At 61.1% G+C, this 20,325-nt stretch carries 19 protein-coding genes; 5 read left to right on the top strand and 14 right to left on the bottom strand.

What is annotated here, in order from left to right; translation table 11 throughout:
* Positions 1 to 138: 138 nt before the first annotated feature.
* The 3 genes from yjiA to AC3WP7_RS19275 all read right to left on the bottom strand — a co-directional run bounded on the left by yjiA (position 139) and on the right by AC3WP7_RS19275 (position 3,515).
* Positions 139 to 1,098 (bottom strand): GTPase, encoded by a 960-nt coding sequence (gene yjiA, locus AC3WP7_RS19285; protein WP_093125864.1) that lies wholly within the window; start codon positions 1,096 to 1,098, stop codon positions 139 to 141.
* Positions 1,099 to 1,235: 137 nt separating this feature from the next.
* Positions 1,236 to 1,433 (bottom strand): YbdD/YjiX family protein, encoded by a 198-nt coding sequence (locus tag AC3WP7_RS19280; RefSeq protein WP_003194308.1) that lies wholly within the window; start codon positions 1,431 to 1,433, stop codon positions 1,236 to 1,238.
* Positions 1,434 to 1,448: 15 nt separating this feature from the next.
* Positions 1,449 to 3,515, bottom strand: a complete 2,067-nt coding sequence (locus tag AC3WP7_RS19275) for a carbon starvation CstA family protein (RefSeq protein ID WP_058427703.1) — start codon at positions 3,513 to 3,515, stop codon at positions 1,449 to 1,451.
* Between the two features lie 174 nt (positions 3,516 to 3,689).
* Here AC3WP7_RS19275 and AC3WP7_RS19270 point away from each other — a divergent pair, with 174 nt between their 5' ends.
* A complete protein-coding gene (locus tag AC3WP7_RS19270; protein WP_058427704.1) occupies positions 3,690 to 4,058 on the top strand; it encodes a PilZ domain-containing protein in 369 nt (122 codons plus the stop codon).
* Positions 4,059 to 4,062: 4 nt separating this feature from the next.
* Here AC3WP7_RS19270 and AC3WP7_RS19265 read toward each other — a convergent pair whose 3' ends face one another.
* The 4 genes from AC3WP7_RS19265 to katB are packed head-to-tail and all read right to left on the bottom strand — an operon-like array spanning position 4,063 to position 8,346.
* A complete protein-coding gene (locus tag AC3WP7_RS19265) occupies positions 4,063 to 4,788 on the bottom strand; it encodes a hypothetical protein (RefSeq protein WP_093514370.1) in 726 nt (241 codons plus the stop codon).
* Between the two features lie 15 nt (positions 4,789 to 4,803).
* Positions 4,804 to 6,171, bottom strand: coding sequence for a DNA repair protein RadA (radA, locus tag AC3WP7_RS19260; RefSeq protein WP_049711449.1), 1,368 nt, complete (start codon positions 6,169 to 6,171; stop codon positions 4,804 to 4,806).
* A gap of 35 nt (positions 6,172 to 6,206) precedes the next feature.
* Complete coding sequence (locus AC3WP7_RS19255; protein WP_092248290.1) at positions 6,207 to 6,746, bottom strand: ankyrin repeat domain-containing protein; 540 nt, start codon at positions 6,744 to 6,746, stop codon at positions 6,207 to 6,209.
* Positions 6,747 to 6,804: 58 nt separating this feature from the next.
* Positions 6,805 to 8,346 (bottom strand): catalase KatB, encoded by a 1,542-nt coding sequence (katB, locus tag AC3WP7_RS19250; protein WP_071489959.1) that lies wholly within the window; start codon positions 8,344 to 8,346, stop codon positions 6,805 to 6,807.
* A 287-nt stretch (positions 8,347 to 8,633) separates the two neighbouring features.
* Here katB and mscL point away from each other — a divergent pair, with 287 nt between their 5' ends.
* The gene (mscL, locus tag AC3WP7_RS19245) at positions 8,634 to 9,050 is read left to right on the top strand and encodes a large-conductance mechanosensitive channel protein MscL (RefSeq protein ID WP_071489958.1); all 417 of its coding nucleotides are present in this window, start codon (positions 8,634 to 8,636) and stop codon (positions 9,048 to 9,050) included.
* 43 nt (positions 9,051 to 9,093) lie between these two features.
* On the opposite strand, the gene AC3WP7_RS19240 is transcribed toward mscL, so the two are convergent.
* The gene (locus tag AC3WP7_RS19240; protein WP_092248287.1) at positions 9,094 to 9,870 is read right to left on the bottom strand and encodes a ferredoxin--NADP reductase; all 777 of its coding nucleotides are present in this window, start codon (positions 9,868 to 9,870) and stop codon (positions 9,094 to 9,096) included.
* A gap of 380 nt (positions 9,871 to 10,250) precedes the next feature.
* On the opposite strand from AC3WP7_RS19240, the gene AC3WP7_RS19235 reads away from it, so the two are divergent.
* Together AC3WP7_RS19235 and AC3WP7_RS19230 are read left to right on the top strand one after the other, a co-directional pair.
* On the top strand, positions 10,251 to 10,961 hold the full coding sequence (locus tag AC3WP7_RS19235; RefSeq protein ID WP_092248284.1) for a helix-turn-helix transcriptional regulator: 711 nt from the start codon (positions 10,251 to 10,253) through the stop codon (positions 10,959 to 10,961).
* 160 nt (positions 10,962 to 11,121) lie between these two features.
* Positions 11,122 to 12,246, top strand: a complete 1,125-nt coding sequence (locus tag AC3WP7_RS19230; RefSeq protein ID WP_093529689.1) for a methyltransferase — start codon at positions 11,122 to 11,124, stop codon at positions 12,244 to 12,246.
* 66 nt (positions 12,247 to 12,312) lie between these two features.
* Here AC3WP7_RS19230 and AC3WP7_RS19225 read toward each other — a convergent pair whose 3' ends face one another.
* The 3 genes from AC3WP7_RS19225 to AC3WP7_RS19215 are packed head-to-tail and all read right to left on the bottom strand — an operon-like array spanning position 12,313 to position 14,941.
* Positions 12,313 to 12,480, bottom strand: coding sequence for a DUF2474 domain-containing protein (locus AC3WP7_RS19225; RefSeq protein ID WP_010206690.1), 168 nt, complete (start codon positions 12,478 to 12,480; stop codon positions 12,313 to 12,315).
* A 12-nt stretch (positions 12,481 to 12,492) separates the two neighbouring features.
* Positions 12,493 to 13,500, bottom strand: a complete 1,008-nt coding sequence (gene cydB, locus AC3WP7_RS19220) for a cytochrome d ubiquinol oxidase subunit II (protein ID WP_092248277.1) — start codon at positions 13,498 to 13,500, stop codon at positions 12,493 to 12,495.
* 1 nt (position 13,501) lies between these two features.
* Positions 13,502 to 14,941, bottom strand: coding sequence for a cytochrome ubiquinol oxidase subunit I (locus tag AC3WP7_RS19215; RefSeq protein ID WP_071489952.1), 1,440 nt, complete (start codon positions 14,939 to 14,941; stop codon positions 13,502 to 13,504).
* Positions 14,942 to 15,260: 319 nt separating this feature from the next.
* Here AC3WP7_RS19215 and AC3WP7_RS19210 point away from each other — a divergent pair, with 319 nt between their 5' ends.
* Positions 15,261 to 16,511 (top strand): MFS transporter, encoded by a 1,251-nt coding sequence (locus tag AC3WP7_RS19210; protein WP_093125849.1) that lies wholly within the window; start codon positions 15,261 to 15,263, stop codon positions 16,509 to 16,511.
* Between the two features lie 120 nt (positions 16,512 to 16,631).
* Here AC3WP7_RS19210 and AC3WP7_RS19205 read toward each other — a convergent pair whose 3' ends face one another.
* Genes AC3WP7_RS19205 through AC3WP7_RS19195 form a run of 3 tightly spaced genes read right to left on the bottom strand, consistent with a single transcriptional unit; the run spans position 16,632 to position 20,304 of the window.
* A complete protein-coding gene (locus AC3WP7_RS19205) occupies positions 16,632 to 18,815 on the bottom strand; it encodes a xanthine dehydrogenase family protein molybdopterin-binding subunit (protein ID WP_102592417.1) in 2,184 nt (727 codons plus the stop codon).
* Positions 18,812 to 19,801 carry an FAD binding domain-containing protein gene (locus tag AC3WP7_RS19200; protein WP_071489949.1) on the bottom strand — a complete coding sequence of 330 codons (990 nt, stop codon included), beginning with the start codon at positions 19,799 to 19,801 and terminating at the stop codon, positions 18,812 to 18,814. Before AC3WP7_RS19200 ends, AC3WP7_RS19205 begins: the two co-directional genes overlap by 4 nt.
* On the bottom strand, positions 19,798 to 20,304 hold the full coding sequence (locus AC3WP7_RS19195; protein ID WP_071493627.1) for a (2Fe-2S)-binding protein: 507 nt from the start codon (positions 20,302 to 20,304) through the stop codon (positions 19,798 to 19,800). The genes AC3WP7_RS19200 and AC3WP7_RS19195 overlap by 4 nt, the downstream gene beginning before the upstream one ends.
* Between the last annotated feature and the right edge of the window lie 21 nt (positions 20,305 to 20,325).

The raw sequence follows: 20,325 nt of genomic DNA, 5'->3' as shown, positions 1-20,325 counted from the left end.
TTATTCCAAATTCCAATTTGAAATACAGTTAATTGTGGGAGGGGGCTTGCCCCCGATAGCAGTGTGTCAGTCACAGAGTTATCTACTGACACACCCTCATCGGGGCAAGCCCCCTCCCACATTGGATTGTGTTTCAAGTCAGGGTTGGTAGACCTTGGCAAAACCTTCGCGAATCTTGTCTTCGGGCAACTCATCGGCAATGAACACGATCACACTCTCTCGCACCTCGCCTTCGGCCCATTCGGTATCCCAATCGAAACCGTAGAGCTTGAGCACGCCCTGGAACACCATGCGCCGGTCTTCCCCGGCAATGTTCAGCACGCCTTTGTAGCGCAGCAGTTGCTTGCCGTGGTCTTCCAGCAGTTCGTTCATGAACTCACTGAGTCGGTCGATATCCAGCGGCTGGTCGGTGCGCAATACCAGGCTGGAGATACGGTCGATGGACGGCGCCTTGCTCACCGGACGCAAGCTCATGCCGGCATTGAGGTTGAAGCCGCGCACATCGAGCAACTCGGCCAGGTCGATCTTGCCATGATCCACCACCCGGATCGGCGCACGGCGATTGATGCGGGTCAGGCGTTCACTGAGCGCATCGAAGGTAGCGTCATCCACAAGGTCGCGTTTGCTCACCAACAGGCGGTCGGCAAAGCCGATCTGGGCCTGGGCAATGGTCTGGGTCAGGTGGTGTTCGGCGTGGGCCGCGTCCACCAGGGTGATGATGCCGTCGAGGATATAGCGCTCGCGCAGTTCCTCGTCGATGAAAAAGGTCTGGGCCACAGGTGCCGGGTCGGCCAGGCCGGTGCACTCGATCACCAGGCGGTCGAAGGCGATCTCGCCGCTGTCCAGGCGCTCGAGCAGCAGGTACAGGGCCTTGGTCAGGTCGGTGTGGATGGTGCAGCACACGCAGCCGTTGGACAGGGTCATGACTTGCACCGGTTCTGCGCCCAACAGCTGGGTGTCGATACCGGCGTCACTGAATTCGTTTTCGATCACGGCGATTTTCAGGCCGTGCTCGGCTTTGAGCAGGTGGCGCAGCAAGGTGGTCTTGCCGGCACCCAGGAAGCCGCTGAGGACCGTGACTGGAATGGGAGAGGACAAAAGAAATTCTCCTTGAAGGAACACAGAAACAAATGTGGGAGGGGGCTCGCCCCCGATAGCAGCGTGTCAGGCACTTACCTGTCACTGACACACCGCTATCGGGGGCAAGCCCCCTCCCACAGGGATATTGCGTTAACTCAACAGCACTTGGGCCCACCCTTGCCGCCGTAACGGGCTTCCTGGCGCTCCCGGAAGAACGCCTTGTAGTCCATCACCGGCTTGTCCGGGTGTTTGGTTTGCATATGCTCGACGTAGGTGTCGTAGTCGGGCATGCCGACCATCAGGCGCGCGGCCTGACCGAGGTATTTACCGAGGCGACTGATGTCATTGAACATGGTTGCAACCCTCGATTACGCGTCCGGTACAGCCTGGAACGGGGCTTCTTTATCCGTACGTTCTTTGTTGCCCCAGGCGGCGACGCCGACCTTGAGCGCATAGAACAGGATGCTGAACACCACGAACAGGAACAGCGCCGTCAGCGTTGCGTTGGTGTAGGCGTTGTAGATTACGTGCTGCATCTGGTCGATGCTCTTCGCGGGGGCGAGGATCTGGCCGTTGGCCAATGCATCGCTGTACTTCTTGGCCAGCGACAGGAAGCCAATCGCCGGGTTCGCGTCGAACAGCTTGATGAAGCCCGCCGTGGTGGTGCAGATCAGCAGCCAGACGGCCGGCAGCATGGTCACCCAGATGTAGCGTTGGCGTTTCATTTTGATCAGCACAACGGTTGCCAGCATCAGCGCGATACCTGCCAGCATCTGGTTGGAGATACCGAACAGTGGCCACAAGGTGTTGATACCGCCCAGTGGGTCGATCACGCCCTGGTACAGCAGGTAACCCCACATCGCCACGCAACCGGCGGTTGCAATGAGGTTGGCGGTCCACGACTCGGTGCGTTTCAGCGCCGGCACGAAGGAACCCAGCAGGTCCTGCAGCATGAAGCGGCCGGCACGGGTGCCCGCATCCACCGCCGTGAGGATGAACAGGGCTTCGAACAGGATCGCAAAGTGGTACCAGAATGCCATGGTGTTTTCACCCGGCAGTACGCTGTGCAGGATCTGTGCGATACCCACCGCCAATGTCGGCGCACCACCGGCACGGGCCAGAATGGTGGTTTCGCCGATATCATGGGCCACGGCTTGCAGCGCCTCAGGCGTGATCGCAAAGCCCCAACTGCTGACGGTTTGCGCCACGGCCACCACATCACCACCGACCACAGCGGCCGGGCTGTTCATGGCGAAGTACACGCCAGGTTCGATCACCGAAGCGGCGACCATCGCCATGATGGCCACGAACGACTCCATCAGCATGCCGCCGTAACCGATGTAGCGGGCGTTGGTTTCGTTATCCAGGAGCTTGGGCGTGGTGCCCGAGGAGATCAGCGCGTGGAAACCCGAGACCGCGCCACAGGCGATGGTGATGAACAGGAACGGAAACAGGCCGCCCTTCCACACCGGGCCGGTACCGTCGATGAACTGGGTCAAGGCCGGCATTTTCAGCTCTGGCATGGTGACCAGGATGCCGATCGCCAGGGCGATGATGGTGCCGATCTTGAGGAAGGTGGAGAGGTAGTCACGCGGTGCCAGGATCAGCCACACCGGCAGAACGGCGGCGACGAAACCGTAGCCGATCAGCATCCAGGTGATCTGGATACCGGTGAAGGTGAACGCCTTGGCCCAGACCGGATCAGCGGCAATCTGCCCGCCCAGCCAGATCGAACCCAGCAGCAACAGCACGCCGATGATCGAGATTTCACCGATGCGGCCCGGGCGGATGTAGCGCATGTAGATGCCCATGAACATCGCGATCGGGATGGTCGCCATCACCGTGAAAATGCCCCATGGGCTCTCGGCCAGCGCCTTGACCACGATCAGCGCCAGCACCGCGAGGATGATGATCATGATCAGGAAGCAACCGAACAGCGCGATGGTCCCCGGGATGCGGCCCATCTCTTCGCGAACCATGTCGCCCAGGGAACGGCCGTTGCGACGGGTGGACAGGAACAGGACCATGAAGTCCTGCACCGCACCGGCCAGCACCACGCCGGCAATCAGCCAGAGCGTGCCGGGCAGGTAACCCATTTGCGCCGCCAATACCGGGCCGACCAGCGGGCCTGCACCGGCAATGGCCGCAAAGTGGTGACCAAAAAGGATGTGTTTGTTGGTCGGCACATAGTCCAGACCGTCGTTGTTGAGCACTGCGGGGGTGGCCCGCCGTGGGTCGAGTTGCATCACATTGTTAGCGATGAACAGACTGTAGTAACGGTACGCAACCAGGTAGATGGCCACAGCAGCGACCACAATCCACAAGGCGTTGATCGCCTCGCCGCGGCGCAAGGCCACTACGCCCAGGGCGCACGCTCCTACGATTGCCAGCACCAGCCAGGGTAGGTGGCGTAGCAGGCTATTATTATTTTTCATTTTTATATTCCAGCCAGGGTGGACAGAAAGGACAGCCATCCGGAGTTTAGCGCTACTGGACTTAAAGGCCACCCCCCTACGTTGGTCTAGAGCCTTCTGCGGACAAAAAAAGCAGAAAAACCGAGCCAATAGTGGCGCACGGCTACAATCCCCCTATCCCCGGAGGGCTTCACCATGACCGAGCAACCGTCTGACCGCCGTCGTTTCCGCCGCATCGCCTTTGATGCCAAGACCGAAATTCGGCAAAACGGCCGCGAATGGCCAGTGCAATTGGTGGACCTGTCGCTAAAAGGCCTGCTGGTGCAACGGCCGGAAGACTGGAAGGGCAACAAGGCGCTGCCGTTCGACGTCGATATACGCCTCGATCCGAAGGCGCATATAAAGATGCAAGTGCGACTGACCCATGAGGATCCTGGGCAACTGGGGTTTGTGTGTCAGCACATCGACCTGGATTCGATCAGCCACTTGCGGCGGCTGATCGAGTTGAACCTGGGTGACGAGGACGAGCTGCACCGGGAGTTGGCCGCCTTGCTGGAAGTATGACGGCTCAGGGAAATGCCGTACGCGCCGGGAAGTCGCTTTCCGTGTCCCAGTAACCGGCTTTCTGCGTCGATGCCGCCTGCCACTGGCCATCCACCCAACGGTAGGTCTGGTAACGCGTGGCAAAATCATCGTCACCGTCGCCGTCCATAAAGCACGAGATTTGCAACAGCTCATCCGCACTACCGTCGACGGGCGTCGAAACCTTCCAGGCCGCCTTGCCGGTGCTGGCCAGGGTCAGTGGTTTGAGTTTGCCGTCGGTGTCCTGGTAGCTCACCGGTTCCAGTTCCTGCTTGGCAGGCAGTAACAGTTGCGTGGCCGGGCCACTGTAGCTGCCCATGGGCGCGGTCTGATCAACGATCAAAAAATACACAGGCGCGGGCTGTCCCTTGAGCGGGGCTTTCTTGACCTTGGCCAGCGGGTAGCCGAGGTTCTTGCGCGCGATCACCTCGCCGGCGGCCGATACCAGACGCAGCTGGGCGTCGAGCAACGGGTTTTCAACCAGGTCACCGGGCTCGTCGAACGAGTCTTCGTCCAACCCGTTGCCCCAACTGTCCTTGTGCAATTGAGCGCTGATGCGCTGGTCTTCCAGCACCTGCAGCACGCTGCCTTCTTCCGTGACCAGCTTTTGCGCCAGGCGATATCCCGCCGGCAAGTCGGCCCACGCCAGGACAGGCAGACCGGCCAAGGTCATGAACAGGGCGAGCACGCCCCAGCGATTCGTTCGTTGCATTGCGCCCCTCCCTGTTTACTCGAAAAGTGCATCCAGTGCCTGCTCCAGGCGGGTCACCCCAATAATCTGTATCCCGGGCGGCGATTCCTTCGGCGCGTTGCCCTTGGGCACGATGGCACGCTTGAAGCCATGCTTGGCCGCTTCCTTCAAGCGCTCCTGGCCGCTGGGCACCGGGCGAACTTCACCGGACAAACCGACTTCACCAAACACCAGCAAGTCATGGGGCAATGGCCGGTTACGCAGGCTGGACATGACTGCCGCCATCAACGCCAGGTCGGAGGCGGTCTCCAGCACCTTGACCCCGCCGACCACGTTGAGGAACACGTCCTGGTCATGGGTCGGGATGCCACCGTGGCGGTGCAGGACCGCCAACAGCATCGCCAGGCGGTTCTGGTCCAGGCCCAGGGTCACGCGGCGCGGGTTGGCCAGGTGGCTGTCATCCACCAACGCCTGCACTTCCACCAGCATCGGCCGGGTGCCTTCCCACGTTGCCATCACCACACTGCCAGGGACTTCTTCCTGGGCACGCGTCAGGAAAATCGCTGATGGGTTGGAGACTTCTTTCAGCCCCCGGTCGGTCATGGCGAATACACCCAACTCGTTCACCGCCCCGAAACGGTTCTTCACCGCCCGCAGCAAGCGCAGGCGACCATCGGACTCGCCCTCGAAATACAGCACCGTGTCGACCATATGCTCGAGCACCCGAGGCCCGGCCAGCGCGCCTTCCTTGGTGACGTGGCCGACCAGGAAGATCGCCGTGCCGCTCTGCTTGGCATACCGCACCAGCAGCGCCGCACTCTCGCGCACCTGGGACACGCCACCCGGCGCCGATTGCAACTGCTCGGTGAAAATGGTCTGGATCGAGTCGATCACCATGACCTTGGGCTTTTCGATACGGGCCGTGGCAATGATGCTTTCGATGCAGGTCTCGGTCATGACCCGCAGCTGATCCTGGGGCAACCCCAGGCGGCGGGCGCGCATGGCCACTTGTTGCTGGGATTCTTCGCCGGTGACGTACAGCGCCGGCATGCGGCTGGCGATGCTGCACAGGGTTTGCAGCAAAATCGTCGACTTGCCGATGCCCGGGTCGCCGCCGATCAGCACCACCGAGCCGTCCACCAGGCCGCCGCCCAGCACGCGGTCCAATTCGCCGGATGCCGTGGAAAAACGCGGGATCTCTTCGACGCTGACTTCAGCCAGGGTCTTGATCTGCGCCTGCTGCCCGGTCCAGCCGGCCCGACCGGTGGGGGCCGCCGCACCGCCACTCTCAATCATGGTTTCAGTCAGGGTGTTCCACGCACCGCACTCGGAGCACTGGCCGGCCCACTTGGGAAAGGTCGCGCCGCACTCCGTGCAGCCGTACATGCGCTTGGCCTTTGCCATTTGAGAACCTCCAACCGAAAAACCGCGATGATAGCTCAGCGCGACGCCGGGGTCCGGATTTCACCACTGGCCAAGCGTGAAGCGGTGTTACCGACCGGGTCTTCGGCATTGAGATCGGCCCCCTTGGCCTTGAGTTCATCCAGCAGCTCGACACGCTTGAACAGCCCGGCGTACATGGCGGCGGTCTGTCCGGCACCGTTGCGTTGGTCGGGGTTGCAGTCGGTGGCCAGCAGGCGCTGGGCGATTTTCAACTCGCCCTTGAAGATCGCGCCCATCAGCGCGGTGTTGCCGCGTTTGTCCTGCACGCAGGCGTCGGCACCGGCGTTGAGCAGGCGCTCCACGAAAGGCCCCTGGCCGTGGTAGGCAGCGAGGATCAGCGCGGTGTAGCCCTTGTCGTCCTGGGTGTTGAGGCTGTAGCCGGAGTCGATAAAGGTATTGAGCATGTCGAGGTCGCCACGGCGGGCGGCGTCGAAATAGTAGTCCTGCAATTGGGCCTTGAGCGCCACCGGGTCGGGAGTCTCGGCCTGGGCGACAAAGGCCAGCATGGCCATCAGCAAGCCGATAGAAATTCGCATGGTTGTTCTCCTGCCAGGGGTCGACGCCCGTATCGGGGCGTCGACCGTAACTAACGGATCAGTCAGTCAGTTTTTCCGCCAGCGCCTTCACGCGCGCCAGGTCACCTTTGGCCACCTTGGCTACACCGGTGCCGTACTCCGGGTCGGCTTTGTAGAGGAACGACAGGATGATGTGTTTGCTCTCGTCATCGGTGGTGGCCAGCGAGCCGCCGAAGTTTTCGATCAAGTCCTGACGCTCTTTCTTGCTGTAGGAGCGGTACAAGTCACCCGCCTGCTTGAAGTTCTGCTCACGCTGGATCTTCGCCTGCTGGGTGCTGCCTGACAGCGCCGACTGGCTGTAGCGCGCGGTTTGCGGTTCTTCCCGTGGCAACAGGCGACTTGGCTGGTAGTTCACACCGGTGGTGGTCTTGCCGAAGTTCATCGCGCCGTCCTGGTTGCCGTTGTTGACGGTCACCCGTGGCGCGTTGATCGGCAGTTGCAGGGCATTGGCGCCCAGGCGGTACATCTGGGTGTCGGCGTAGGAGAACACCCGGCCTTGCAACAGGCGATCTTCCGACGGCTCGATGCCCGGCACCAGGTTGGCCGGGGCCATGGCTACCTGCTCGGTTTCCTGGAACACGTTGGCCGGGTTGCGGTTCAACACCATTTGCCCGACTTTGCGCTCAGGCACGTTCGGCCAGATCTTGGTGGCGTCCAGCGGGTCGAAATCGAACTTGGCCAGGTCTTCAGGCTTGAGCACCTGCACGTACAGGTCCCACTTGGGGAAGTCGCCCTTGTTGATGTGGGTGACCAGGTCATTGGTCATGTGGCTGTAGTCGCGGCCCTGCACTTCGGTGACCTGCTTGGGATCGAGGTTCTTGATGCCTTGCAGGCTTTTCCAGTGGAACTTGACGTAGTGCACTTCACCCTTGGCGTTGATCAGCTTGTAGGCGTGCACACCGTTGCCGTCCATCTCCCGATAACTGGCCGGGGTGCCGGAGTCGGAGTACAACTCGGTCAGCGTACGGGTGGCTTCGGGCACGTGGGAGAAGAAGTCGAAGCGCCGCGAATCGTCATCCAGGTTGGTACGTGGGTCTGGCTTGAACGCGTGGACCATGTCAGGGAACTTGATGGCATCACGGATGAAGAACGTCGGGAAGTTGTTGCCCACCAAATCCCAATTGCCTTCGGCGGTATAGAACTTGGTGGCGAAACCGCGTGGGTCACGCAGGGTTTCCGGGGAGTGGTTGCCGTGGACCACGGCGGAGAAGCGCACGAACACCGGGGTGGCCTCGCCGGCGGCAAACACCTTGGCCTTGGTCAGGTCGCTGAGGCTATCAGTGACGGTAAAGGTGCCGTGGGCACCGGTACCACGGGCGTGTACAACGCGCTCGGGGATACGTTCGCGGTCGAAGCGCTGCAATTTCTGAATAAGCTGCACGTCCTGGAGTAGCACCGGGCCATTGGCGCCGGCGGTTTGCGAGTTCTGGTTGTCACCGACGGCGGCACCGTTGTCGCGGGTCAGGTTGGCGGCGTGTACAGACAGGGAAAGCAGGCTGGCGGTCACCAGTACCAGCGCGGATCGCGCGGTAACAGGCCCGCGGCTCATTGGATTGTTCATCGAGGTTTCCTCTGGTTTTTTTAGTGCACATTCAGTTGTGCTTGCCAGAGGCTAGTGACCCGCGAGTCAGAAGATAAATAGAAAAGTCATAACAACCCGATTGATAAAATAATCTGGTAAGTCGCTGATTTGGCGGGTATTTCGCGCGCGATTGATGGCACTTTGCAAACTAATTGCGTTTTAATGTGTCGATAAAAGCTAACAGTGTGAGCGGTTGTTTCAGGCAAGCCCTCTACGACTGACTTACACTGGGTACCACCCTTCTCATCTGTAACAAGGAATAACCTATGGGCGTGATCAGTGAGTTCAAGGCCTTCGCGGTCAAAGGTAATGTGGTCGACATGGCGGTCGGTATTATCATCGGCGCAGCCTTCGGCAAAATTGTTTCCTCGTTTGTAGGCGACGTGGTGATGCCGCCCATTGGTCTGTTGATCGGTGGCGTGGACTTCGGTGACCTAGCGATAACGCTAAAGGCTGCCCAAGGCGATGTGCCTGCGGTGGTCCTGGCATACGGCAAGTTCATCCAGAGCGTCATCGACTTTGTGATCATCGCGTTTGCGATCTTCATGGGCGTGAAGGCGATCAATCGCCTCAAACGTGAAGAGGCCGTGGCGCCAAGCCTGCCGCCGACGCCGACCAAGGAAGAAGTGCTGCTGGGTGAGATCCGCGATCTGCTCAAGGCACAGAACGACAAGCCGCTCTAATCGAGCCGGCATGAAAAGGCGCCTGTTTGAGGCGCCTTTTTTATTACCAGTAGTTCTCCACCGCCACCTGGCCGGGTCGCCGGCTCAAGCTCAGGTTCATATCGCGCAGCTTGAGCAATTGGCGCGTGTCATCGACCATCTGCGGGTTGCCGCAAATCAGCACGCGGGAATGCTCCGGGGTCAGTTCGACGCCGGCCGCGCGCTCCAGTTCGCCATTTTCGATCAGCGTGGTGATGCGCCCATTCAATGCGCCGGGGTGTTGTTCGCGGGTAACAATGGGGATGTAGGTCAGTTTGTGCGCGTATTCGGTCAGGTATTCGCGCTCGCCCAACTCGTTGATCAGCTCTTGGTAAGCCAGCTCTTTGGCTTCCCGTGCGCTGTACACCAGGATGATGCGCTCGAATTTCTCCCAGACCTCGAAGTCTTGCAGGATCGACAAAAACGGCGCCACCCCGGTGCCGGTGCCAAGCATCCACAAATCCCGACCGTCGACGAAGCGGTTCAAGGTCAGGAACCCCGTGGCCTGGCGCTCCACCATCAAGGTATCGCCGACTCGCAGACGGCTCAGCTCGCTGGTGAACTCACCGTCCGGGACGACAATCGAGAAAAAATCCAGGTGCTCATCAAACGGCGAGGACACCAAGGAATACGCACGCCATACCGTGCTGCCATCCGCCTTGGTGACACCCAGGCGTACAAACTGGCCCGCGGTAAAACGAAAGCCCGGATCGCGGGTGGTGCGCAGGGTAAACAGACTGGGGGTCAGCGATTGCACGTCGAGCAAGATCTGGCGGGTAAATTTCTCAGCACTGGCCGTCATGGGGGGCTCCGTTCTACAAGTGCCCTAGTGTCGCTCAAAGTCGTGCGCGGAAACACCTACGATAGGAAGTGGCATCACACCAGTACGCAATGATGGCAAGTTGATTTCACCTTCGATCAATTCGCTATTAGCTTTAAAAACTACCTCATATAGCCGCTGTTAGTGGGTTGTTACAGGCGCTTCAACCCCCTAATAAATCGCGAGTTTCGAACTTGCCAATTGCTTGGCTAACTACCTTCCTGTGGAAAAATTCTTAAACCTTACAGCGCAAGAACGAAATTTTCCTCTCGCCATGTAGTACGTGTCCTACACTGATTTTCGTGCAACGTTGGGGATAAAGGACGTACCCCAAGTCACGGAGACCCCATGGAGATTTACCCATGCTTAACTGGCGAAATACACGACTCCACTCGCTGGAAGGTGAGGACGAGGTCACCAGCGTATTTGAAATGACCATCAACAAGGCCTACGAACTCGGTTTCCAATACTGTTCCTTCAAGATGAGTTCTCAACTCACCAACGGTGAAAACAAACCGGTGGAACTGACGAACTATCCAATTGAATGGAAAAATCTATACCACCAAGCGCACTACTTCGATGTAGACCCCGTAGTGAAACATTGTAGGGAGGGCGTGTTACCCCTTGTCTGGAAGGAGGAAACATTCAAAGACGTGCCCAGTCTTTGGTCTTTGGCCGCTACCTTGGAGGTACACAAGGCGTTGACCATCAGCGTGCATGATTTCCGGGGGGTCTTCAGCATGCTGACGTTGAGCCGTGGCAAAGGTGACATCAGCCCGGAAGAATTGTATGAAAAAGCAGGAATGGCGCTATGGCTTTGCCACGCCATGCATGCCGTGCTGGCGCAGAAGTTTGCCGAAAAACCCAGCGTCAACCCTGCAAGCAAATTGACCCCTAGGGAAACGGAAGTCCTTATGTGGTCTGGCATGGGCAAGACCGCAGCAGATATCGCCGCCATACTTTGTTTGTCCGAGCGTACGGTAGGCTTTCATGTCAGCAGTATCCTCAAGAAACTGGGCGTCAACAACAAAATCGCCGCCGTGCTTCGCGCCGCGCAGGCCGGGATTATTTAACCGGCCAAGAAACACCGCATGTAATCGCGCTGAAAAAAACGTAACATTTACCACCCACTCTGAGTGCTGAGCGACCCCTCCGGGGTGTCGCCCGTGGTTCACTCAGACGGTTCGGCAACCGCTGTCGAACACCCATCGTTTACCCAGAGTCTCCCCCGCCATGCCCCTGCTCGAAAGCCCCTTTGCCCAGCTCGATCTGATCCGCCAGCCAGAGCAACACAACGATCCGCTGCAAGCCTTCGATGCCGCCGACGAGTACCTGCTCAGCCACTTGGCGGAACAGCAGCCGACCGCACAAACCCGGGTGCTGGTGCTCAATGACAGCTTCGGCGCCCTTGCGGCCAGCCTTCAAGGCAACGTGCAACTGACCTCCAGTGGCGATTCGTTCCTGGCGGCGCAAGGCCTGGAAAAAAACCTGGTGCGCAACGGCAAGGCGTTTGACGCCGTTGCGTTCATCCCGGCCAGCCATATCCCCACCGGGCCGTTCGACCGGGTGCTGATCCGCGTACCCAAAACCCTGGCATTGCTGGAAGAACAACTGATTCGCTTGCAAGGCCAGCTGGCCCCAGGCGCCGAAGTGATCGCCGGGGCGATGATCAAGCATTTGCCACGGGCGGCGGGCGAGTTGCTGGAGCGTTACATTGGCCCGATGCACGCATCGCTCGCGGTAAAAAAGGCGCGATTGCTGATCGCCACCGTTGAAGATCGCCCTGCTGCCGTGTCGCCCTACCCCACCCGCTACACCCTGGACGCACCGGCTATCGAACTGCTGAACCACGCCAACGTGTTCTGCCGCGAAGGCCTGGACATCGGCACTCGCGCCTTCCTGCCCCACCTGCCGAAAAACCTGGGCAGCGCCCGCGTGGCAGACCTGGGTTGCGGCAACGGCGTACTGGCGATTGCCAGCGCCCTGCAAAACCCCGAAGCGCACTACACCTTGGTGGACGAGTCCTACATGGCGGTGCAATCGGCGGCCGAAAACTGGCAAGCCGCCCTAGGTGATCGCGATGTGGTCGTGCGTGCCGCCGACGGCCTGGCGGGGCAAGAGCCGCAATCCCTGGACGTGGTGCTGTGCAATCCACCGTTCCACCAGCAGCAGGTGGTCGGCGATTTCCTCGCCTGGCGCATGTTCCAACAGGCACGGGAAGCCCTGGTGGTGGGCGGCGCCCTTTATATCGTCGGCAACCGCCACCTCGGTTATCACACCAAGCTGGCGCGCCTGTTCCGGGGTGTCGAGCAAGTCGCCACCACGCCAAAATTCGTGATCCTCAAGGCGCGCAAATAAAAAAACCCTGCTTCTCTGGCGAAAAGCAGGGCTGGAAAGCCGGGCCGCAAAGCCCGGATCGGGATGTCAGTGGGTGGTCAGGCCGGCCGCATTCATAAACATGCGCATCAGGCTGGCCACGACGAACAGGGCCAGCACACTGCCCGTCCAGATCATCGCCAGCCACCCCAGGCGCCGCCACAACGGCTGCTTCTCGGCCTGTTCAATCTCGTGCAACGAAGGTTTGCCGGACATGGAACGCCCCTCCTAGTGGTAACCGTCTTCGTGGGTGACCTTGCCGCGGAACACGTAGTAGCTCCAGAAGGTATAGCCCAGGATGAACGGGATAATGAATAGCGTACCCACCAGCATGAAGCCCTGGCTCTGGGGCGGCGCGGCAGCGTCCCAGATCGACACCGATGGCGGAATGATGTTGGGCCACAGGCTGATACCCAAGCCGCTGTAGCCCAGGAAGATCAGCACCAGCGTCAGCAGGAACGGCGTGTAGTGCGCATTACGCGCCACGGCACGGAACAACCCGTACAGGGTCACCAGCACCAGGATCGGCACCGGCAGGAACCAGAACAGGTTCGGCAGGGTGAACCAGCGCGAGGCGATTTCCGGGTGCGTCAGCGGCGTCCAGATACTCACAATGCCGATCACCGCCAGCAAAACGAAGGCCAACGGTCGCGCCAGGTTGTGCATTTTTTCCTGAAGCGGGCCTTCGGTCTTCATGATCAACCAGGTGCAGCCGAGCAACGCGTAGGCCACGATCAGCGCCACGCCGCAGAACATCGTGAACGGCGTGAGCCAGTCCAGCGAACCGCCGGCAAACTGGCGGTTCACTACAGGGATGCCATCGATGAACGCGCCCAGCGCCACGCCCTGGAAGAACGTGGCGGCCAGTGAACCGCCGATAAAGGCCTTGTCCCATAGATGACGCTTGTGGTCCTTGGCCTTGAAGCGGAACTCGAAGGCCACACCGCGGAAGATCAGCCCGATCAGCATCAGGATCAGCGGCAGGTACAGCGCCGACAACACCACCGAATAGGCCAGCGGGAACGCACCGAACAACGCTGCGCCGCCCAGTACCAGCCAGGTTTCGTTACCGTCCCACACCGGGGCCACGGTGTTCATCATCACGTCACGGTCGGTCTTGCCCGGGATAAACGGAAACAGGATGCCGATACCCAGGTCGAAGCCGTCCATGACCACGTACATCATGATGCCGAAGATAATGATCACGGCCCAGATCAGCGGAAGATCAATACCCATCTCAATGCCCCTTGTGCTGGATGTGCGCGTGATCGTCGTCGCTGCCATCATCGGCGGCGGACAACGGACGGGCCGGTGTACGTTTCTGGCCCGGGCCACCATGGGTGGGCTCGCTGCCTTCGTGGGTCTGAGGCCCTTTGCGCACCAGGCGCATCATGTAGCCCAGGCCTGCGCCGAACAGCGCGAAGTACACCACCACGAACAACACCAGGGTGATGGTCATCTGCGCCAGGCTATGCCCGGAGGACGCGTCCGCCGTGCGCATCAGCCCGTAGACCACCCACGGCTGGCGGCCGATCTCGGTGGTGAACCAACCCGCAAGTATGGCGATCAGGCCGGACGGCCCCATCCACAACGCCAGGTACAGGAACGGTTTGGACGTGTACATCTTGTCGCCCCGGCGTAGCCAGAGGCTGAACAGGCCGGTGAAGATCATCAGGAAGCCCAGGCCGACCATGACCCGGAACGACCAGAACACGATGGTCGAGTTGGGGCGGTCTTCCGGTGGAAACTCCTTGAGGGCCGGCACTTGCTTATCCAGGGAGTGAGTGAGGATCAGGCTGCCCAGGTACGGGATCTCCACCGCGTACTTGGTTTTCTCGGCCTTCATGTCGGGCCAGCCAAACAGGATCAGCGGAGTCGGTTCGTTGCCGATGTTTTCCCAGTGGCCTTCAATCGCGGCGATTTTCGCCGGTTGGTGCTTCAGGGTGTTGAGGCCATGGAAATCACCGATCACCGCCTGGATGGGCGCAACGATCAGGGCCATCCACATCGCCATGGAGAGCATCTTGCGGATCGCCGGGTTGTCCTTGCCACGCAGCAAGTGCCAGGCTGCCGAGGAGCCGACGAAGAACGCGGTGGCCACAAAGGCCGCCGTGGCCATGTGCGCCAGGCGATAGGGGAACGACGGGTTGAAGACCACGGCGAACCAGTCGGTCGGGATCACACGGCCATCGATGATTTCAAAACCCTGGGGCGTCTGCATCCAGCTGTTGGACGAAAGGATCCAGAACGTGGAAATCAACGTCCCCACGGCCACCATCACGGTGGAGAAGAAGTGCAGGTTGCGCCCGACCTTGTTCCAGCCGAACAGCATCACGCCGAGGAAACCGGCCTCGAGGAAGAACGCCGTGAGCACTTCGTACGTAAGCAGCGGGCCGGTGACGGCGCCGGCAAAGTCCGAGAAGCGGCTCCAGTTGGTGCCGAACTGGTAGGCCATGACCAGGCCGGACACCACGCCCATGCCGAAGTTGACGGCAAAGATCTTCGACCAGAAGTGGTAGAGGTCGCGATAGGTGTCGTTGTGGGTCTTGAGCCACAAGCCTTCCAGCACCGCGAGGTAACTGGCCAGGCCGATGGTGATCGCCGGGAACAGGATGTGGAACGAGATGGTGAACGCAAATTGAATTCGGGCGAGATCGAGCGCCTCCAAACCGAACATAAGTCTTCCTCTGTCAGGTAATACCGGCTGCTGGCGGGAGCCTGCACCCACTGCCCCCACGGATATGGAGTCTGGCGAATTTCGATTCGTTTCTTTTTTTAGCCAACCGCGTAGGGAATCTGGCCCGCAGGCCACCAGGCCGATGCCCGGGCGGGCATTGATCTGGATCAAGCATTGCTGAAAGAGTAGTCCCATTTTCAGGAATGAACTGTGTGGTCTTTTGCCGCGTGACAGACTGCCTCAGCTCAGTTGTTGCAACTATCTGTTACAACTTAATGATAATCTCGGCGCTTCCTTTGGCTCTGATCTGAATTCCCCGATGCCTAGTGAACCCGCGTTGCTGTTGCGTCACCACCGCCCTTTCATCGCGTTCTGGCTGGCGCGCATCTTCACCGCCAGCGGCTTCCAGATGCTCACCGTGGCCATCGGCTGGAACCTCTACCAACTGACCGGCAATGTGCTGGACCTGGGGCTGGTCGGCCTCGTGGAGTTCGTACCCCGCGTACTGTTCATGCTGCACACCGGGCATGTGGCCGACCGCTATGAGCGACGCAAGGTGGCCGCCATCTGCCAGACCGTGCAGGCGCTGATTGCCCTGAGCCTGGCCATCGGCGGCCTGACCGGCAACGTGACCCGCGAGATGATCTTTATCCTCGCCTTCCTGCTGGGTGCCGCGCGCTCGTTCGAAATGCCCACCACCCAGGCACTGCTGCCAAGCATCGTGCCCAGCGCGCTGTTCCCACGCGCCGTGGCCTCGTCGCAGTCGGCCCAGCAACTGGCAACCATTGTCGCGCCGGCGCTCGGCGGTTTGCTCTACGCGTTCGGCAGCGTGTGGGTGTATGGCCCTACCGTGGTGCTGTACCTCATTGCCTGCGTGCTGACCCTCAACCTGCCCGCCCGCCAGACCCCATTGAATAAAGGCAAGGCCACCCTGGATTCGCTGCTGGCCGGCATCCGGTTTATCCGCAGCCGCCCGGACATTCTCGGCGCCATTTCCCTCGACCTGTTCGCGGTGCTGCTGGGCGGTGCGACCGCGCTGTTGCCGGTGTTCGCCAAGGACATCCTGCTGACCGGCGCCTGGGGCCTGGGCCTGCTGCGCTCGGCGCCGGCGGTGGGGGCGTTGCTGATGTCGCTGTGGCTGGCGCGGTTCTCGGTGGACCGCCATGTGGGCCGCGTGATGTTCACCGCTGTCGGTGTGTTCGGCGTGGCGACCATCGCCTTCGGCCTGTCCACCTCCTTCTGGTTTTCCCTCGCGGTGCTGGTGGTGCTGGGGGCGGCGGACATGATCAGCATGGTCATCCGTGCGTCCTTCGTGCAGCTGGAAACCCCGGATGAAATGCGCGGTCGGGTCAGTGCGGTCAACGGCCTGTTTATCGGTGCGTCGAACCAGTTGGGCGAGTTCGAATCCGGGATCACGGCCCACTGGTTCGGCACCGTGCCGGCCGTGGTCATGGGCGGGATCGGTACGCTGGTGATAACAGGCGTGTGGATCAAGCTGTTCCCGACCCTGGCCAACCGTGACCGCATGCACGTGCCGGTGGAAGAGCCTATTCAAAAAACCAGCGTATAACCCATGTGGGAGGGGGCTTGCCCCCGATAGCGCCATGTCAGTCACAGCATCGTTGACTGACACCCCCCATCGGGGGCAAGCCCCCTCCCACACTTGATAACCAGTGCTGGCTAGAGCGTGTCAGAGCACCTTATCGAGGGTGATGGGAAATTCCCGCACCCGTTTGCCGGTGGCGTGATAAATCGCATTCGCCACCGCCGCCGCAACACCGACAATGCCGATCTCCCCCACGCCCTTGGACCCCAGGGCGTTGACGATCTCGTCATGCTCCTCGACAAACACCACGTCGATCTCGCCGATGTCCGCGTTCACCGGGATGTGGTACTCGGCCAGGCTGTGATTCATGAAGCGCCCCAACTGATGATCCGTCTGGGTTTCCTCATGCAGGGCCATGCCGATGCCCCACACCACCCCGCCGAGAATCTGGCTGCGGGCCATCTTGGGGTTGACCACGCGCCCGGCGGCAATCGCACTGACCACGCGGCTGACCTTGATGGTGCCCAGGTCTTCGTCGACCCGGACTTCCACAAACACCGCCGAATGGGTCGCGGTGCTATAGCCCTCGCGTTTTTTGTCGGGCTCGCTGTCGACCTGCACCTCCAGCGCGTCTTCGCCACTGTCCTTGACCAACTGCGCCAACGACACACTCACGTCACCGGTATGCAACTGGCCGTCTTCAAAGCGTACGGATTCGGCCTGCGTGAAGACCGGGTAAGTCTGCCGAGCAATGACCAGCAGTTTGCCGGTCAACGCTTCGCAGGCCTGCTGCACCGCCGTGCCCACCGAAGACACGGTAAACGAGCCGCCCTGCAGCGGTGCGGTAGGCAATGAGGAATCGCCCAACACAAAGACCACGTCCTCGACCGCCACGCCACTGGCCTGCGCCGCAATCTGGGTCATCACCGTGTAAGTGCCGGTGCCGATATCGGTGGTGGCGCTGCTGACCGTCAGCTTGCCCTGCGCGTCGATCCGCGCCTTGGCGCTGGCCTTCATCTGCATGGCTTCCCACACCCCGCCGGCCATGCCCCAGCCGATCAACTGGCGACCGTCGCGCATGCTGCGCGGTTCCGGGTTACGCTGGCTCCAGCCGAAACGCTCGGCACCTTCGCTGTAGCATTCGCGCAGGGCCTTGCTTGACCAGGGTTTGTCTTCGTTCTGGTTGCGCTCGGCGTAGTTGATCAGCCGCAGTTGCACCGGGTCGATTCCCAAGGCGCAGGCCAGTTCATCCATGGCGCACTCCAGGCCGATCACCCCGAGCGCTGCGCCAGGTGCGCGCATGTCCAGGGGCGTGAACACGTCCAGGGGCACCAGGTTGTAGGTCAGTTGCACGTTGTCGCAGTGATAGAGCATGCCGCTCCACTCCACCACATGTTCGCTGAAATCCTCGAAGCGCGAGGTCTGGCCGATAGCGGTGTGGCCCAGCGCGAGCAAACGACCGTCGGCGGCCGCGCCCATCTGCAAACGCTGCAAGGTGCGCGGGCGGTAGCCGAAGGTGAACATCTGTTGGCGAGTCAGGGTAACGCGCACCGAGCGTTTGAGCGCCAGGGACGCCATCACCGCCAGCGGCAATTGGTACTGCGGGCGCAAACCTGAGCCAAACGCGCCGCCGACGAACGCGGCAAAGATGCGCACCTGGCTTTTATCCAGGCCGAAGACTTTTTGCACATAGGCTTGGCAGTTCTGCGGGCCCTGGGTCTTGTCATGGATATGCAGGGTGCCGTCCGGCTGATACAGCACGGTGCTGGCGTGGGGCTCCATGGGGTTGTGGTGTTCGACGGGCGTGCTGTAGTGCAGGTCCAGGCTGACGGCGGCGCCGCTCCACTCGGCCTGGAAGTTGCCGCGCGGCTTGGGCGGGGTTTGCGGCGAGGCATAGGCCTGTTCCTGCATGGCCAGCAGGTCGGTTTCGAAGGCTTCGGTTGCGTACTCGATCTCCACCAGGGAGCCGGCATGCCGCGCCAATTCGAGGTTGTCGGCGATCACCAAGGCCAGGGGTTGGCCGCTGTACAGCACGCGATCGTTGTACAGCGGGCGGAACGGCGAGCCATCGGCCGCGTCGTCGTCCTGGAAAGCGTCGTCGTAGCTGGAGATTCTTGGCCGGTTGAGGTGATCAATTACCGCCACCACCCCCGGCAGCGCCAACGCCCTGGAAGCGTCGATACGCAGCACGCGGCCCTTGGCGACGGTACTGGACACCACGCTGCCATGCAGCAGGCCCTCCTCGGGAAACTCACCGGCGTAACGCGCCTGGCCGGTAACCTTGAGCAGACCGTCGACCCGGTCCAAGGGTTTGCCGATGGCAGTCATGGGCGTTCTCCTGCAACAGCGGCGTCACTCAGGGCACGAATGATGCCCCGGCGCGCCAACTTGATCTTGAAGCCGTTGTGTTCCAAGGGTTCCGCGTCTTGCAACAGGGCGTCGGCGGCTTGGCTGAAGGTTTCGCGGCTGACAACCTGGCCGATCAGCCCGGCTTCCACCGCGCGGTCGCGCCAGGGTTTGTGGGCCACGCCGCCGAGCGCCAGGCGCGCATCAATGATGCGGTCGCCGTCCAGCTCAAGGGCTGCAGCGACAGACACCAAGGCGAAGGCGTAAGAGGCGCGGTCGCGAATCTTCAGGTAGTTGCTATGGCTTGCCAGGTTGTCGGCAGGCAGTTCGACGGCGGTGATCAGCTCATCGTCGGCCAGCAGGTTGTCCCGTTGCGGCGTATCACCGGGCAGGCGGTGGAAGTCGGCGAACTCGATGATCCGCGCACCGCCACGGCCCTCGACATGCACCCGCGCCGCCAATGCCGCCAGGGCGACACACATGTCCGAAGGATGGGTAGCGACACACTGCTCACTGGCACCGAGGATCGCATGGATGCGGTTCAAGCCGGTGCGCGCCGGGCAGCCACTGCCGGGCTCGCGCTTGTTGCACGGTACCGTGGCGTCATAGAAGTAGTAGCAACGGGTGCGCTGCAACAGGTTGCCGCCGGTACTGGCCATATTGCGCAGCTGCGGCGAGGCACCGGCGAGGATGGCTTGGGAGAGCAACGGGTAACGCTGTTCGATCAACGGGTGCCAGGCCAGGTCGGCATTGCTCACCAGGGCGCCGATCAACAGTCCGCCACTGGACGTTTGCTGAATGTCATGCAGCGGCAGGCCGGTGATGTCGATGAGGTGTTCGGGGCGGCTGATGTTCTCTTTCATCAGGTCCAGCAGGTTGGTGCCGCCGGCGATAAAGCGCGATGCGGCGCTGCTGAGGTGCACGGCCTCCTGTACGCCGGTCGGCCTGCTGTAATGGAAGGGGTTCATGGTTTGCCCTCCAGGACTTCCTCGATGGCATCGCGGATATTGCTGTAGGCGCCACAGCGGCACAGGTTGCCGCTCATCAGCTCCTGGATCTGCGCGGTGTCGTGGGCACGGCCTTCATTGGCCAGGCCCACGGCGGAACAGATCTGGCCGGGGGTGCAGTAGCCGCACTGGAAGGCGTCGTGCTTGATAAACGCCTGCTGCATCGGGTGCAGTTGGTCGCCGTCGGCCAGGCCTTCGATAGTGGTCAGCTCGGCGCCGTCGCACATCACCGCCAGGGTCAGGCAGGCATTGATCCGCTTGCCGTCGCGCAATACCGTGCAGGCGCCGCATTGGCCGTGGTCGCAGCCTTTTTTGCTACCGACAAGGTCAAGTTGCTCGCGCAGGAGGTCGAGCAGTGTGGTCCACGGCAATACATCCAGTTGGCGGTCCTGGCCGTTGAGGCTCAGGCGTATCGAGTGGCTGACGAACGGTTGGGCCGCCGCGCCATTGGGGGTTGCGCTCATAAACACCTCACGGGTTGGTGG

Source organism: Pseudomonas sp. FW305-3-2-15-C-LB1 (genome assembly GCF_058787615.1).
This window is presented reverse-complemented; position numbering and strand designations above follow the sequence as displayed.